Here is a 12901-nt window from a genome sequence, read left to right on the forward strand (position 1 = left end):
CCCTCGTGCTGATCTCCTACTGGACCGGTGCGAGCGGCAACCTGTCCGTCTTCCTCCTTACAGGGCTGGCCGCAGTAGCCCCTGCGATACTCGCGTATAGCGGGCGCTCACCCGTGGAGACACCCGACCTCGGCGATGCGCCCGAACGGGATGACGCCCCGAACAGCCGCTAGTCACGAGCGGCACGAGCGCTCGGGCCGACTCGGACTTCGGAGATGCGCACGATCCGCGGCATGACCGGCTACTCGCTCCGATGAACGGAGGACGCGTGAACAATGCTGACGAAACCGACCGAGTGCCGCGAACGCTCGTCGACGAAGCCGGTCGCCACTGGACGACCCGTTGGGCATCGTGGGCCTCGGAGAAGCAGGTGCGTCAGTTCCTCGGACGTGGCCACCTCGTCTGCGTTCGCGCTCCGGGCGAGGAGCTGCAGTGGCTGAAGCCTGATGAGGCGCTGAGACTGTGGGACCACGCCGCGCCGCATCTCGAGGTGCCAGGGATCGCCGCGGCGACGCCCGACGAGCATGGGCGGACGTGGGGCGCCCACGTCTTCCGACACAAGAACGACCGGCTATTGGTGTTGGAGACGTTCTGCTGACGTCGGTCGGAGTAGCCGGGCCGATGTGCCAGGGCTACCCGCACAGCGGCATGACAGTGCACCGGAGGCTGACCGTGCGCGCGGGCCCAAGCAGCCGCGCGGCACGACGCTTCGAGTGTTGGACGGTGGAGAGTCCCGCCACGTTCGCGAACAGCTCGGGTGCCGTCATGAACGTACGTCCCCAGAACCCACCGGCGTTGACGCGATGATTCCTGTCGGCAGTGATGGTCTAGGGACCGAGGAACGGCGGGGGACCTGAGCCGAGGACGGGACATGGGCGGCACGGAGTGGACGGCTGATCGGGTACTCGCCGAGCTGACGCCCGGGATGCGGATGCGGGATCTCTTCGACACAGCGAAGGCCGCCACCAGGATCGCGCCGGACGAGCTTGACCGTCTCTTCGCCGAGCCCTCCTACGAGGCCCGCTTGGCGGCGGTCTGCATCCTCGACTTCCAGGCGCGTCATCGGTTGGGTGACCTCGCGCTGCGGGAGACCTATCTCCGCCACCATGACCGGATCGACAACTGGGGCATGGTCGACCGTGCTGCGCCCCGCGTCATCGGCGCCACCGTGATCGGCGGTCCCTACGACGTGCTGCACGAGCTCGCCAAATCCCCGGACCCCTATCGGCGCCGGACGGCGATGACCGCGCCTCTGTGGTTCGTCAAGTACGGCGACGACACCGACGTGAGGGCCGGCATCATGATCGCCGAAGTGCTCCATGCCGATCCCGACCCGCTGGTCCACAAGCCCGTCGGGATCTACCTCGCTCACGCGGGTGACCGGCTGCCGGAGCCACTCACCGGCTTCCTCGACAAGCACGGCACGACGATGCCTCGCGCGTCCTACCGCATTGCGGTGCGCAAGCGGAGGCCGACCGACAGCGACTGAGCACATGTGCCCGGCGCGCTCATTGATCGGTACGACCGCGAGCTGCATCGCACCCTGAGGCGACGCCCGCCCGCTACCGACCGCGCCGCGGCATGACCGTGCGTCGAACCGTCTGCGGTGGGGGCGCATCGAGGCGCCGCCCGAGCGGCTCTCACACATGACCGCCGCTCACGACGACACTGTTGCTGCCGGCGTGCGTGGTCGGCGTGCCCCGGCTCGGCTCAGGTGGCGAGGGCGCTTCAGTCGACCGGGACCATCAGTGCGGTGCGCACGTCGAGTCGGGCTCTCGCGTAGCGGGTGCGGGCAATGAAGGTGTCGAGGTCGAGGACCTGGGCGGCCTCGGTGACGCTGAATCCGTCCCAGTGGATGAGTCGGGCCAGATCGGCGAGCTCGGGTGAGAGTCGTTGCCTCCGAGGAGTGCCGCCGCGGCTCGCACCGTCGGCACCGCTCCACACCCTCAAGCGGAGGAGTCTGTGCGCGCTGCCCTGGGCGAATCGGCGCCACTGGCCTGCTGCCGCGAGCTCCTCGGTGCAGGGGCACGGCGAGCCCGTTCACCTCGGTCGGCCATGACTTCGGTGGCCGGCTGGTCCCCGCCGGTGGTCATGAGCTGACGTCGTCGCTGTGGCCGTGTGGACAAGAGCACCCCGGCCACGACGACGGCGCCTGCTGCCAGCTCTACGGCCGTTGTCGGCTCATGGAGCAGCGCCGCCGATGCGGCAATACCCACGACGGGGACGAGCATGGAGAACGGGGCGACGGTGCTGGAGGGGTGCCGGCTCATCAGGGCGGTCCACAGGCCCGACCCGACCAGTGTCGCCGCGATGACGGTGAATCCGAGTCCTGCGAGGGCCAGGCTCCCGCGCACCGTGTTCAGGGTCGTGAGGGACGCGCCGATCCGGGCCGGTCCCTCGAGTGCCAGGTAGAGCGCCAGCATCGGTACGGGGGGAACGACGGTCATCCAGAGCATCAGCGCGAAGGGCCGGTCACTGCGTGCCTGCCGGTTGGCGACGTTGCCGAGGGCCCATCCCACGCCTCCACACAGCGTCAACAGGACGGGTAGCACCGTGGCCCCGCCGTCCAGGCCCGCCCGGTACGCGGCGATCGTTGCCAGGCCGAGCACGGCAAGGCCCACGCCCGCCGACTGGCGTGCCGTCAGCCGCTCGCGCAGGACAAGCCCCGCGAGCAGCACGGTGAACGGAGCGGACGACTGCAGCACCAGCGAAGCCAGGCCGGTGGGCATGCCGTTGTCCATCGCGAGATAGAGGAAGACGAACTGCAGCACACCGAACCCGAATCCATACGCCAGCAGCCACGGCCACGGCACCGCGGGGCGTCGGACCAGCACGACCGTCGGGACTGCGATGACGGCGAAACGCAGCGCCACGAGGAAGAACGGTGGGAACTGCTGGAGCGAGAGATGGATGGCGACGAAGTTCAGGCCCCAGACGAGAGCCACGACCAGGGCGAGCACGCGGTCTGTGATCGGCACGGTCTCGAGCGTGGTGCCCACTTCACGTGAGCACAATCGAACGTTTCTTACATCACGCTGTAGTGTTGCTGCATGGACATCCGCGCACTTGAGGCGCTGCGGGCAGTGCGCACTCACCGGGGCGTGACGGCTGCCGCTGCTGTGCTGCACGTGACGCCGTCGGCGGTCTCCCAACAGCTGTCGACGCTTCAGCGGGACGTCGGAGTCCAGCTGACCGAGCGGGTGGGGCGTGGGCTACGGCTCACCGCCGCCGGCGATGCGCTGGCTGATGCTGCCGTTGACGTCGCAGTCGCTCTGGAGAAGGCCCGTGCGGCCTGCGAGACCTTCCTCGAGCACCCCGGCGGCCGGGTGAGCGTCTCGGCATTCCAGAGCGGGGCTGAGCTCCTGCTGCCGGAGCTGCTCACTCGCGTCCGGGCACTCGGCACCATCGATCTCGAACTCCTGGACGAGGACGTCGCCCAGGACGACTTCGTCCCCCTCACCGACCGTGTCGACGTCGTCATCGCACATCGCCCGGACGGCGAGAGCGCCTCTGCGGGCTGGGCCCAGAGTGAGCCGGGCCGCGGCCTGGTCGTCGTGCCACTGTTCCGCGAGCCGCTCGACGTCGCGGTGCCGCTGGATCACCCCCTTGCTGGGCGCGACGCCGTGCGGCCCGAGGACGTCGTCGGTGAGGACTGGATCGCGGTCCGCGAAGGGTTCCCGGTGGCTGGCGTGCTCGCTGGTGTCTCGTCCGGGACGGACCGTGCACCTCGTGTGTCGCAGCGCATCAACGACTTCCACGTCGTGGCCGCGCTCGTCGCCGCCGGTCACGGAGTCGCGCTCCTACCGCGTCACACCTTCGGTAGACACCCCGCGATCCGACTGCTCCCGCTCCGCGGGATTCGCGCCGCTCGGCGAGTGGACGTCCTCATGCGCCGAGACCGCGCCGAACGAATCGTCGTGCGTCGGGTCGTCGACGAACTCATCGCGATGACAGCGGCCCTCGACCGCGGTTGATCGATGCCGCAGTCTCGTCGACCCGGTGCCACGGGACGGCTGCCCGGGGAACGTCCAGCGCTCGGCGCGGCAGCGCTGACCCCGCGTCGTCGCGCACAGGCGGCCGATCCGCGCGTCGGGTCGTGCCGCGAGTCGGGCCTCACGTCGGCGGTGGGACGGCCGATGGGGAGGGTGTGACAACCCTGTGCAGCCCCCGACGTGCCGTGGCGGACCCTGTGCGTCTGGCTGCGGTCGCGAGCTATCGACTGAGCGGGCACGCCCAGGACGCCGATCTCGACGCCGTCGTGGACCACATGGCTCGCGTCATCAAGGCGCCGATCGCGGTGGTGAACCTGGTGAGCACGGACCGGCAGTGCTACCCCGCCGAGCGTGGTGTCGGAGCGCCTGACACCCACGTCGTCGACGAGCTCTCCTTCTGTGCCTACGTGGTGGCGCAGGGGGCCCCGCTGGAGGTCACCGACGCGCGTGACGACACCGTCTTCCGGGACAACCCCCTGGTCGTCGCGGGCGCGGTGCGGTCCTACCTGGGCGTCCCGCTCGTGGACGAGGACGGCGTCGTCCTCGGGGCGCTCAGCGTGTTCGACGACGTGCCGCGGATCTTCACCCAGGACGACGTCGAGGCCCTGCAGTCGCAGGTACGACTGGTCCGCACCCTGCTCTCGCTGCGGCGGCGGGTGGCCGTCCACGAATGGGACGGGCGCCTGCTCGAGCTGCAGACCAGCGTGCTGGAGGCGGTGGCGACCGGCCGCCCGCTACCCGAGACGCTCGCGGAGCTGCACGCGGGGCTGACGGAGCTCCGCGAGACCAGCGACGGTGCTCGGTCCGCCCAGCTGAGCCGTACCAGGAGCCGGCTGACCCAGATCGCGGTCGCGTCCGCCGACCGACGGTTCGCTGACGAGCGCCGCGCCCGGCAGGACCCCTTGACCGGTCTGGCCAACCGCGCCCACCTCGTGGACGCCGGCCCCGACCTGACCCGTTCCGGTGCTGCCGTGCTGTTCCTCGACCTGGACCACTTCAAGGAGGTCAACGACCGGGGCGGGCATGCGCTGGGAGACCGCGTCCTCGCCGTGCTGGCCGGGAAGCTGGCGTCGTCCGTGCATGCGGCTGCGCCCGGAGCGGTGGTCGCGCGACTGGGGGGCGACGAGTTCGCGGTCGTCCTGCCGGAGATGGAGGAGGAGGCTGCGTGTCACCTGCGGGCCGAGCTCGACACCGCGCTGGTCGACCAGGTCGCGGTCCCGTCCGGCCAGGTCCGCGTCTCGGCGAGCATCGGGCTGGCGATGGCGTCCCCCGGCGCGCCGCTCGACCACGTCCTGCACCTCGCCGACACGGCGATGTACAGGCTGAAGCTCGGGGCGCGGACCGGAGCGCGCCCGGTCGCGGCGTGAGCGACAGCCGCCGGAGCCGCCCCGGAGCTCGGCGCACGTGCCGCGTCACCGGTGCGAGCGCGGGGCGGTGGCCGCCGTCATGGGTCAGGCGGCGCGGACGTGGCAGGACGTGGAGGCGCGGATGATGTCGTAGCAGCTGCAGGCGTGGGAGTGCAGTCGGTCACGGTCGAGGATGGTGATGAAGCCCCGGACGTAGGTGATGCACCCGTCCTCGGCGAGGGCCCTGGCGACCTGGTTCACGGTGGCCCGCCGGACGGCGAGCATCTGCGCGAGGAAGCCCTGGGTGAGCTCGAAGCTCGGGCTCAGCATCCGGTCGCTGGTCATGAGCAGCCACCGCGCCGCGCGCTGCTGGACGGGGTGGACGCGGTTGCAGGCGCTGTTGCGTGCCAGCTGGGTGAACATCGACTGGCTGAACCGCCGCAACGCCGCATGCAACGGGCCGTCGATGGCCTGCGAGCAGCGATGGAAGCCCTCGGCGCTGACGCTCAGCGCTTCCCCCGCGACCTGGACCACGGCGCGCTCGGTGGTGGACTCGGCCCCGAAGAAGAGCGACAGGCCCACCATCCCCTCGTGCCCCACCGTGCCGACCTCCACGACGTCGTCCTCGTCGACCTCTGCGACGAGGGACACCACGCCGACGAGGGGGAAGTACACGGCGTCCACGGGACGTCCCGGCTCGTGCAGGACCCGCCCCAGCTCCAGCGACTCGTGGCGGAGCTCTGCGACGAGCACCTCGAGGTCAGGGGGAGCGATCCCCCCGAGCACGGCGTTGCGGGACGTCAGGGCGAGGATGTCCGACACGGGATCCGCCTTCAGGGTGCTGTGCGGTGGACCGGCGCCTGATGCGCCACCTCGCCGTGCCTGGTGCGCACATACCCAGACGACGCCGCGGAGCGCGCCGACCTCAGCGTACCCCGCCCCTCTCACGGGGCCCCGCCCCCCGTACGGGGGCCTCGGGAGCATCTTCCGGGGACGACCGTGTGTCCGGCACCTGACATTGACGCTAGGGTGGGTGTCGTACGGAGTGAGCAGCCACTGTGTGCCGCCCGATCCTTCGGATCGGTGACATCTGCTTCGGTCGGGGACCTGATCCTGACCGGGAGGCGGTCACGGCAGCAGGATGCCCGTCGCCTCTGAGATCGGAGGCTTGGACGTGACTGCCGATTCGCCTGTGAACCTCCCGCTGGCCGATGAGCTGGCCGGGGTGTTCGCCCGGATGTCGCGGGTGCTGCTGTCGCAGGAGACGGTGAACACGTCGCTGACCCTCATCTGCGAGCTCGCCCAGTCGACCCTGCCGGACTCCTCCGGTGCGGGGGTGACCCTCGTGGACGAGCGTGGGGACCGCACCACCGCCACGTCGTCGGACGAGCTCGTCGAGCGTGCCGACACGCTGCAGTACGACCTGGACGAGGGTCCCTGCCTGACGGCGTGGGCGCAGCGGTCGGTGGTGCGGATCGACGACATGGCGCACGAGCAGCGTTGGCCGCTGTGGGCACGCGCGGTCCAGCCGATGGGCATCCAGTCCACGCTCAGCGCCCCGCTGGTCGCTGGTGACGTCGCGCTGGGGGCGATGAAGGTCTACGGGCGCGAGCCGGGGGTCTACGACGCCCGCTCCGAGCGCGTGCTGTCGCTGTTCGCCGCCCAGGCGGCGATCCTGGTGGCGAACGCCCAGTCCCTCGAGAGGGCGCGCCGACTCAGCGACCAGCTGAAGGAGGCGTTGCGCAGCCGCGACATGATCAGCACGGCCAAGGGTGTGATCGTGGCGCGTGAAGGCGTGGACGAGGAGACGGCCTTCGCCCGCCTGGTCAGCCTGTCCCAGCGGGACGGCAAGAAGCTGCGTGAGGTCGCGGAGTCCGTCGTCCGCGCCGCTGTGCGCCGTCGGCGCTGAGGGCGGCTGCCATGCCGCACGCCGCAACCGCTGAGACCCAACGGCGCGCCCTCGAGATCGCGTACCGGCGGGCCGACCTGAGCCTGGACGACCTGTGGATGGGCTACTTCACGCTCGGCGGCGACGCGGGCCTGGTCGAGGTGGAGGCGTATCTGGCCGGGCTGATGGCGCTGCCCGGGGCCCAGCGGGACATCCTCGCCCACGCGGTCAACGAACGCCTCGACGACCTGACCACCCGCCTGCGGGTGCCGTACGGCCGCGTGCTGAGGTCACCGCCGCCCTCGAGCGGCCTCCTGACCGCACTCATCGGGTTGCTCGAGGGCATGGAGGGAGGGCCGCCCGAGCGGTTGATCGGCGTCCTGGACAGCGCGGCGGCCCTGCTGGGTGTGGACGTGACCGTCTACCTGGTCGACTACGGCCAGCGCTCCCTGATCCCCTTGCGCACCGCCGCCGCCCGGCCTCGCACGTTCATCCCAGGGCGCCCGCTCCCGATCGAGTCGACCCTGGCCGGGCGCGCCTTCCAGCACGTCCAGATCATGGCCGCGCGTGACACCGACGGGCGCGCCCAGCTGTGGGTGCCCCTGCTCGACGGCGCGGAGCGTCTCGGTGTGCTGGAGGTCGGTCTGGCCGGGGTCGACGACCCGGACGACCCGAACCTCCGGTGGGAGTGCCGGTGGCTCTCGGGGCTGGTCGGCCACCTGATCACTGCGAGCACCAGCTACGGTGACGCGCTGGACGCGGTGCGACGCCTGCACCCCCGGAGCGACTCGGCGGAGCTGATCTGGAACCTGCTCCCCGCGATGACCGCCACGACCGACCGCTTCATCGTCGCGGGCCAGTTCGAGCCGACCGACCGGGTCGGCGGGGACGCGTTCGACTACGCACTGTCCGAGGACCACGCCAGCGTCGCGATCTTCGACTCCACCGGCCACTCGATGACCTCCGGGCTGGTGACGGCCGCGGCGCTGTCCGCCTCCCGCAGCGTGCGGCGCGACGGCGGCGGGCTCTCCCAGCAGGCCGCCGCCATCGACCAGGTCGTCCGCACGCGATTCCGCGACCGGGGCCTGTACGTCACCGCCGTCCTGACCGATCTCGACCTGACCAGCGGCAGGCTGCGGTACGTCGCCGCGGGCCACCCCGCGCCCCTGCTCGTCCGGGACGGCAGGGTCGTCAAGGCGCTCACCGGGGGCCGCCGGCCGATGCTCGGCGTCGGCGCGGAGGACGTCGGCGTCGCCGAGGAGTGGCTGCAACCCGGTGACAGCCTCCTGCTGTACACCGACGGGGTCCCCGAGGCCCGTGACGACCACGGGCAGTTCTTCGGGGTGGACCGGCTCTCGGACTTCCTGCGACGTGCCATGGCAGCCGGGTTCCCGGCGCCGGAGACCGTGCGGCGGCTCACCGCTGCCGTCCTGGACCACCAGCACGGCCAGCTCCAGGACGACGCCACCGTCGTCCTGTCCACCTGGTTGTCAGCCGAACCAGGCCACGGGCCGTCCCACCCCGAGACGCAACCGTGGATCTGAGCACCGACCGAGGTCTGTCGGGCCGCCACGACGGTCCGGGCACTGCTGGGGGAGAGGGCGCCGACGTGCGCGCTCCGGGGGCCGCCCTCGAGGTCGCTCTGCAGGCCCATCCCGACGACGGCTTCCTCCTCCTGCGGACTGCACGAGGAGCCGGGGGCCGGCCGCAGGACGTGGAGATCACCTGGGCGAACCCGACCGCGCTGCGGCTCCTGGGCGCCCGTGTCGCCCCACCGTGCCGCGCGTCCGACGCGATGCCGCCCGACGTGGTGTCGCAGTGGGTCGCCCGGTACGAGAAGGCCGTGACCGGCCCGGGCCGGTCGTGGACCAACGGGGTCCACGGGTCGTCCGGCCACGACGCGACCGGCTCGCTCTACTCGGCGGCCTTCTTCCCCGCCGACGACGGCGTCGTCGTGCACCTGCGGGCCGCGTCGCACGTGATGTCCGCGCTGGCCCGCGACGCCCTGCACGACCCCCTGACGGATCTGCCCAACCGGCGCCTCCTGGACGAGTACCTCGGTATGGCGCTGACGCGGATCGCGCGGCACCGGCACCCCGTCGGCGTGCTGTTCTGCGACGTGGACAACCTCAAGTGGGTCAACGACCGGCTCGGCCACGCCGCGGGCGACCGGCTGCTGCGGCACGTCGCCCGCAGGATCCGCGCCGCGGTGCGCGACGAGGACTTCGTCGCCAGGTTCGGCGGTGACGAGTTCGTCGTCGTCGTCCAGGACCTGCCCGACCTCGAGGCGGTGTCGGCGCTGGCCGAGCGGGTGCTCGCCGCCGTCCGCGGTGACCTGACCCTCGATGCGGTCAGCCTCCACGCCGGTGTGTCCATCGGGGTCGCGGTCGCGACGGAGGCGATGACGGCGGCGCAGGTGCTGAGCCGAGCCGACTCGGCGCTGTACCGCGCCAAGCGGCAGGGACGCGGGCGGACGCGGGCCTTCGACACGGCGCTGAGCCGGGAGGTCGACCGGCGGCTGACCCTCGAGGCGGACCTGCGCCAGGCGATCGAGAGGCAGGAGCTCGAGCTCGCGTACCAGCCGCTGTTCGACCTGAGCAGCGACACCCTCGCCGGCGTGGAGGCGCTGATCCGGTGGCGGCACCCGTCCGGCACCGTCCGCCTCCCCGGCAGCTTCCTCGACGTCGCCGAGGAGACCGGGCTCATCGTCCCCATCTGCGAGTGGGTCCTCGCCACGGCGTGCACCGCGGCCCGCGGGTGGGTGCCTGCCGCCGGACCCCGGTTCAAGCTGCACCTCAACCACGCGGCGTGCCACCTAGGGGACGGGCAGATGACCGCGCACGTGCAGGCAGCGTTGGACAGCAGCGGCCTGGACCCCGGGCGTGTGGTCGTCGAGGTCACCGAGTCGCAGGTGCTCACCGACTTCGACGAGGCGCACACCGCGCTGTCCGCGCTGCGGGCACTCGGCGTCGGCGTGGCGCTGGACGACTTCGGGACCGGCTACTCGTCCCTGACCCGGCTGCAGCGCCTGCCGGTGGACGTCGTCAAGCTCGACGGGTCGTTCATCGAGCACCTGGAGCACCGGGACCGGGACCGGGACGTCGTCCGCTCGGTGATCGACCTCAGCCACTCCCTCCACGCCGCCGTCGTCGGCGAAGGCATCGAGACGGACGACCAGCAGCGCGTCCTCCGTGACCTGGGATGCGACCTGGGCCAGGGCTTCCACCTCGCGAGGCCCGTCGGTGCGGCGCAGGTGAGCGCCATGCTCTGACCCGCGCACACGTCGGTCCCCGGTGGACGACGGTGCGGGAGCCGGCGACGCCACGGGACGGCGTCGGCTCGCCGGACGGTGTCACCGCCCGGGTCGGCCCGTCGGGCCCGTCTCTCCCGGCGAGGGCCAGTCCACGACGTCGTCGAACTCGTGGTGGCGGCGCAGGTAGGCAGCGATGTAGGGGCACTCGGGCACGATCCTCAGCCCGGCGTCCCGCACGTCGGTCAGCGCGACGTCGGCCAGGCGGGCGCCGAGGCCTTGTCCGGCGTAGGCGTCGCTGACCGTCGTGTGCGTGAACACGACCTGATCGGACCGCCGCCTGTAGTGGGCAGCACCGACGACGGTGGTCCCCTCGTGCAGCTCGTAGCGCCGCTTCGCCGGGACGTGCACGACCTCGATCGCGGGATCGCTCATCGCCGAACTCCTTCGTCTCGACCTCTGCCCTCCGACGACATCCTGGCGTGCTCGTCGGGGCGACGACGAGCCGGGCGGTCTGCGGTGCGGGGGACTCGGGTGCGCCGTGGCACCGCAGATCGGGGACAATCGATCGGCGGGCGCCACGAGGGCGCTCAGCGAGGAGGAGAGGCGACAGGTGGAGGCGACGCCCTCGCGACCGTCCGGCGTGGACTACGCGGCCCTCTTCGCCGGGATCCCCACGTCGTACCTGGTGATGTCACCGGTGGCGCCGGACTACCTGATCCTCGACGCCAACGACGCCTACCTGGCCAACGTCGGGCGCTCCCGCGAGCAGATCGTCGGGGTACCGGTCTTCGAGGCGTTCCCGCCCGGCCCGGACACCTTCGACGAGCACGGCGTGCCGTGGATCCGGCGGTCGTTCGACCGCGCGGTCGCCACCGGCCAGCCGGACACGATGCCGCTGCAGAAGTACGACGTCGCCGATCCCTCCGGCACCGGCATGGTCGAGCGCTACTGGTCCTTGATCAGCGTGCCCATCCTGGACGCCGAGGGTCGGGTCATGCTGCTGGTGCAGCGCGCGGAGAACATCACCGACTTCATGCAGCAGCAAGGACCGGGTCACGCGGAGGCCGAGCGCACCGAGCTGTGGCGGCGCCGCGCGCAGGAGGTCGAGACGGACCTGTATGCCCGCGCCCAGGAGCTGGCCGTGGCGGTGCGGGCCCAGCAGGTCGCGAGCCGGCGGCTCAGCAGCCTGGCGGACGTCACGATGCAGCTGGCCTCGGCCGACTCGGTGAGCCAGCTCGCCGACATCATCATCCGCGCCGGCCTGCCGGTGCTGGGTGCCACCGGCGCGTCCATCGCGGTGCGCGTACCGGACAGCGACACCCTGCGGGTCACGGTGACGCCGTCCCTGGGCGGGGCGATGCAGCGCACCTATGCCGAGATCCCGCTGCACGGACCGCTCCCCACGTCGATCGCCGCGCGGCGGGGGCAGGTCGTGCTCGTCCCCGACGCGCAGGCCGCCGCCCGCTTCCAGGGCCTGCCGGAAGCCATGGCCATGAGCGCCACCCAGGCGTGGGCGGTCCTCCCGCTGCAGGTCGGCACCCGGCTCCTGGGGTCCATCGCGGTCGGCTTCGCCGACCCCCAGGAGTTCCACGACGAGGAGGTCGAGCTGCTGCGGGCGCTCGCCTCGCAGAGCGCCCAGGTGCTCGACCGGCTGCAGGTCCGCGACCGCGAACGGCAGGCCGCCCAGGAGGTCGCCCGGATCGCCGAGACGTTGCAGCGCAGCCTGCTGAGCGACCCGCCCGCCAGCGCCGACCTGGAGTTCGCGGTCACGTACCAGCCCGCTCAGCAGGTCGCCCAGGTCGGTGGCGACTGGTACGACGCGTTCACGACCGGCTCTGGGGCGACGGTCGTGGTCATCGGCGACGTCGCCGGGCACGACCAGGACGCCGCGGCCACCATGGCGCAGGTCCGCAACATCCTCCGCGGCATCGCCCAGGTCCTCGAGCGCCCGCCCTCGGTCGTGCTGAGCGCGCTCGACCGCGCCCTGGACCTGCTGGACGTCCCGGTGATGGCCAGCATCGTGGTCGCCGAGATCAGCGCACCGGTCCCCGGTGAGAGCACCCGTGCCCTGCGCTGGTGCAACGCGGGCCACCCGCCTCCGGTCGTGCGCCGGGCCGGCGGTGCCGCGGAGGTGCTCAGCCGCGTGCCGGACCTGCTCGCCGGTCTGGGGACCACGCGCCCGCGGACCGACCACGAGATCACCCTCGACCGCGGCGACGTCGTCCTGCTGTACACCGACGGGCTCGTCGAGACGCGCGGCGGAGACATCGACCAGGACATCGACCGGCTTCGCGAGCGCGTCGCGGCCGGCGCCGTCGACGCGGGACCGAAGGCGCTGCTGCAGATGCTGATCACCGACGAGCCCGCCTTCGACGACGACGTGGCACTGCTCGCCGTGCAGGTCCGGTAGCTCCTGCGGACA

12 protein-coding genes are annotated in these 12901 nt (G+C 71.8%); 8 read left to right on the forward strand and 4 right to left on the reverse strand.

Annotation, left to right across the window (positions count from 1 at the left end):
- The first annotated feature begins 268 nt into the window (after positions 1-268).
- Positions 269-598, forward strand: a complete 330-nt coding sequence (locus CAE01nite_RS04065; protein WP_146900322.1) for a hypothetical protein — start codon at positions 269-271, stop codon at positions 596-598.
- A gap of 273 nt (positions 599-871) precedes the next feature.
- On the forward strand, positions 872-1489 hold the full coding sequence (locus CAE01nite_RS04070) for a DNA alkylation repair protein (RefSeq protein WP_146900325.1): 618 nt from the start codon (positions 872-874) through the stop codon (positions 1487-1489).
- A 239-nt stretch (positions 1490-1728) separates the two neighbouring features.
- On the opposite strand, the gene CAE01nite_RS04075 is transcribed toward CAE01nite_RS04070, so the two are convergent.
- Positions 1729-1950: an RNA polymerase sigma factor gene (locus CAE01nite_RS04075; protein ID WP_146900328.1), complete on the reverse strand. Its 222-nt coding sequence runs from the start codon at positions 1948-1950 to the stop codon at positions 1729-1731.
- The gene (locus tag CAE01nite_RS04080) at positions 1947-2978 is read right to left on the reverse strand and encodes an EamA family transporter (protein ID WP_146900559.1); all 1032 of its coding nucleotides are present in this window, start codon (positions 2976-2978) and stop codon (positions 1947-1949) included. Before CAE01nite_RS04080 ends, CAE01nite_RS04075 begins: the two co-directional genes overlap by 4 nt.
- Before the next feature lie 72 nt (positions 2979-3050).
- On the opposite strand from CAE01nite_RS04080, the gene CAE01nite_RS04085 reads away from it, so the two are divergent.
- Positions 3051-3974, forward strand: coding sequence for a LysR family transcriptional regulator (locus tag CAE01nite_RS04085; protein ID WP_146900330.1), 924 nt, complete (start codon positions 3051-3053; stop codon positions 3972-3974).
- A 203-nt stretch (positions 3975-4177) separates the two neighbouring features.
- A complete protein-coding gene (locus CAE01nite_RS04090; protein ID WP_146900333.1) occupies positions 4178-5359 on the forward strand; it encodes a GGDEF domain-containing protein in 1182 nt (393 codons plus the stop codon).
- A gap of 84 nt (positions 5360-5443) precedes the next feature.
- On the opposite strand, the gene CAE01nite_RS04095 is transcribed toward CAE01nite_RS04090, so the two are convergent.
- Positions 5444-6160: a Crp/Fnr family transcriptional regulator gene (locus tag CAE01nite_RS04095; RefSeq protein WP_146900336.1), complete on the reverse strand. Its 717-nt coding sequence runs from the start codon at positions 6158-6160 to the stop codon at positions 5444-5446.
- 370 nt (positions 6161-6530) lie between these two features.
- Between CAE01nite_RS04095 and CAE01nite_RS04100 the strand changes: the two genes are divergently transcribed.
- From CAE01nite_RS04100 to CAE01nite_RS04110, 3 genes are all read left to right on the forward strand, one after another.
- Positions 6531-7247, forward strand: a complete 717-nt coding sequence (locus CAE01nite_RS04100; RefSeq protein ID WP_222595810.1) for a GAF and ANTAR domain-containing protein — start codon at positions 6531-6533, stop codon at positions 7245-7247.
- 11 nt (positions 7248-7258) lie between these two features.
- Complete coding sequence (locus CAE01nite_RS04105; RefSeq protein WP_146900341.1) at positions 7259-8770, forward strand: PP2C family protein-serine/threonine phosphatase; 1512 nt, start codon at positions 7259-7261, stop codon at positions 8768-8770.
- Positions 8771-8835: 65 nt separating this feature from the next.
- Positions 8836-10497, forward strand: a complete 1662-nt coding sequence (locus tag CAE01nite_RS04110; protein ID WP_146900344.1) for a putative bifunctional diguanylate cyclase/phosphodiesterase — start codon at positions 8836-8838, stop codon at positions 10495-10497.
- An 81-nt stretch (positions 10498-10578) separates the two neighbouring features.
- Here the strand turns inward: CAE01nite_RS04110 and CAE01nite_RS04115 are convergent, their stop codons facing one another.
- On the reverse strand, positions 10579-10911 hold the full coding sequence (locus tag CAE01nite_RS04115; protein ID WP_146900347.1) for a GNAT family N-acetyltransferase: 333 nt from the start codon (positions 10909-10911) through the stop codon (positions 10579-10581).
- A gap of 178 nt (positions 10912-11089) precedes the next feature.
- On the opposite strand from CAE01nite_RS04115, the gene CAE01nite_RS04120 reads away from it, so the two are divergent.
- Positions 11090-12889 (forward strand): SpoIIE family protein phosphatase, encoded by a 1800-nt coding sequence (locus CAE01nite_RS04120; RefSeq protein WP_186816409.1) that lies wholly within the window; start codon positions 11090-11092, stop codon positions 12887-12889.
- Positions 12890-12901 lie beyond the last annotated feature (12 nt).

The organism is Cellulomonas aerilata (genome assembly GCF_007991755.1).
Lineage (GTDB): Bacteria > Actinomycetota > Actinomycetes > Actinomycetales > Cellulomonadaceae > Pengzhenrongella > Pengzhenrongella aerilata.

Excerpts from the sequence above, each read along its gene's own strand:
- CAE01nite_RS04085 (WP_146900330.1), top strand. The coding sequence starts at position 3,051 with ATGGACATCCGCGCACTTGAGGCGCTGCGGGCAGTGCGCACTCACCGG.
- CAE01nite_RS04115 (WP_146900347.1), bottom strand. The coding sequence starts at position 10,911 with ATGAGCGATCCCGCGATCGAGGTCGTGCACGTCCCGGCGAAGCGGCGC.
- CAE01nite_RS04105 (WP_146900341.1), top strand. The coding sequence starts at position 7,259 with ATGCCGCACGCCGCAACCGCTGAGACCCAACGGCGCGCCCTCGAGATC.
- CAE01nite_RS04070 (WP_146900325.1), top strand. The coding sequence starts at position 872 with ATGGGCGGCACGGAGTGGACGGCTGATCGGGTACTCGCCGAGCTGACG.